This is a genomic window from Brachyspira pilosicoli, from assembly GCF_019402445.1.
GTDB classification, from domain to species: domain Bacteria; phylum Spirochaetota; class Brachyspiria; order Brachyspirales; family Brachyspiraceae; genus Brachyspira; species Brachyspira pilosicoli_B.
On record NZ_SRZM01000291.1, the window covers coordinates 1 to 2,254 of the forward strand.

The following is a 2,254-nucleotide window of genomic DNA, read 5'->3' on the forward strand; positions in this document are numbered from 1 at the left end:
TGCTGTTTTTTTATAGCAGTAATCAGATTTTGTTTTAACCCAATCTTTTCTTATGCCGCCTTTATCTGTTTTTTTCCCGTTTATATATATTTCTCTATTTATTGCAGGTTTGTCCCATAATGCTATTGTGTTTAATAAATGATAATTACTTCCATATTGATGCTGATTGTAAGGAGGGTCTAAATATACCAAATCAAAATGCTTATCTTTATTTTTTAATACATATTCATTTGCATCAAGCATGCTCACTTCGCCTTTAATTCCATCGTATAGAGAAAGCTCTTTTAATGAGATTGGTGAAAGTATTCTTTGTAAAGCGTCTTTGTTTCTTCCGCCAAAACCACAGTGAAAAGCTTTGAATACGCCTGATGTGTTTGTGTGTGTTGCTCCTTCATATATTATAGAAGCTAATAGATAATAATATTCTTTTTTATTTATTGCTTTGTTTTTGTAAAGTTCTTCTATGTTATGTCTTATTATATCTATTTTTGTGGCATTATATTGGGTGTAGAATAATCTTTCGTTTTTTAAATCTGGATTATTGTCATCTAATGGAGCATAATATTTTGAAATGTATCTGTCTTTATCGTTGATAGTTTTGATGTTGTTTATTATGTTAATAGTGTTTTCAACTCCGCCTGTATGCTTAAACATATTATTTACATCTTTTTCGTTTATGCATATATGTGCGTAGTTTAATATATATGAATAATACTCCCAATCATTTGAATATACTTTAAGATTAAGAGTTTTTAAAAGTCTTGATACGCTTCCGCTTCCAGCAAACAAATCTAATGCAGTTTTTATATTTTTATCTTCTTGCAAAATATTTAGAAATGCATTTTCTATAAATGGCAGAAGTCTTCTTTTATTACCGATATAGGCTATCAGGTTATTTTTAAGGTAGTTATCTTTAGTTATCATAATTATATTAACATAATTATATTAACATAATATATATAAATAATCAATAACTATTTTTGCAGTTTTATTTACTTGATATATAATAAAGAAGCATAAGTTTTTATGAATATAATTATTAAAACTTATATATTTAATTTTTGCAATATTATATTTATTATATTAGGAGAATTTTTTTATGACAAAAGAAAAATTTGGAGAAAACGGATTTGTATATACATTAGAAAATAAGAACGGCTTAAAATTAAAACTAGCAGATGTTGGAGCTTCTATAACAGGAATATTTTTTAAAAACAAAAAAGGGGAGAGTATTGAAGTAGCTTTCGGTTCTGATGATGTTAGTTTTTACAGTGCTAAGGCAAAAAATGGACATATGGGTGCTACTGTTGGAAGAGTGGCTGGTAAAACTTTGAACTCCAGTTTTAAAATAGGAGATAAAGAATATAAATTAAATCCAAACAAAGCACCTCATCATACGCATGGCGGAGTAGATGGTCTTTCTTATGTGTTTTTTACTTCAAAACAAATTGCTGATAACAAAATAGAGTTTCATTATTTATCAAAAGACGGTGAAGAAGGATACCCTGGTAATTTAGATTTAACTGTTACATACACACTTACAGAAGACAATGAAGTTATAATAGACTATAAAGCAGCAACTGATAAACCAACTCCAGTAAACATAATGAATCATTCCTATTTTAATTTGAATGGAAAGGGTAAAATTAATAATCATAAAATATCAATAGATGCTAATTATTATTTACCAGAAAATGAAAATGGAGACAGCTCAGGAGAGATTCTAAAAGTAGACAATACTCCTTATGATTTTAGAAATATTAAAGAGATTGACACTATAATAAAATCTAAAGGCGGATGCGATAACTGTTTTGTATTTGATGATAATGATATAAAAAAATCTAGAGTAAAAGCTATATCTGAAGAGAGCTTAATATCTTTAGAAGTGTTCACAGATATGCCTTCTGTTTTGTTTTACACTGCTAATTCTCTAAACAATTTACAAGTGAGAGGACAAGTATTAAATAAACATGAGGCTTTTTGTTTGGAGACACAATATTTTACTTTGGCATTAAATTATAATCATTTTCCAAGCATAATACTTTATCCAGACAGAGAGTTTAAGCATAGAACTATTTATAAGTTTGCAACTTTGTAATGGATTTTTTAAAACTAAATTAGTAAGTATTTGTAGTATTTTTTATTTCGATTATTTGTAGGATAGTTATAATAAAAAATCACTGTATTATTTTTCAATTCATATGGCACATTGATTTAATAAAAATGCAGTTCTTTTGCTTCTTTTATATCAATA

2 protein-coding genes are annotated in these 2,254 nt (G+C 27.1%); one reads left to right on the forward strand and one right to left on the reverse strand.

The window, feature by feature from the left end; translation table 11 throughout:
* On the reverse strand, positions 1-924 hold a 924-nt coding region (locus E6A48_RS09315; RefSeq protein ID WP_219709946.1), incomplete at its 3' end, for a DNA adenine methylase.
* Positions 925-1,099: 175 nt separating this feature from the next.
* Here E6A48_RS09315 and E6A48_RS09320 point away from each other — a divergent pair.
* A complete protein-coding gene (locus tag E6A48_RS09320; RefSeq protein ID WP_219709947.1) occupies positions 1,100-2,098 on the forward strand; it encodes an aldose epimerase family protein in 999 nt (332 codons plus the stop codon).
* Positions 2,099-2,254: the final 156 nt, after the last annotated feature.

Excerpts from the sequence above, each read along its gene's own strand:
- E6A48_RS09320 (WP_219709947.1), top strand. The coding sequence starts at position 1,100 with ATGACAAAAGAAAAATTTGGAGAAAACGGATTTGTATATACATTAGAA.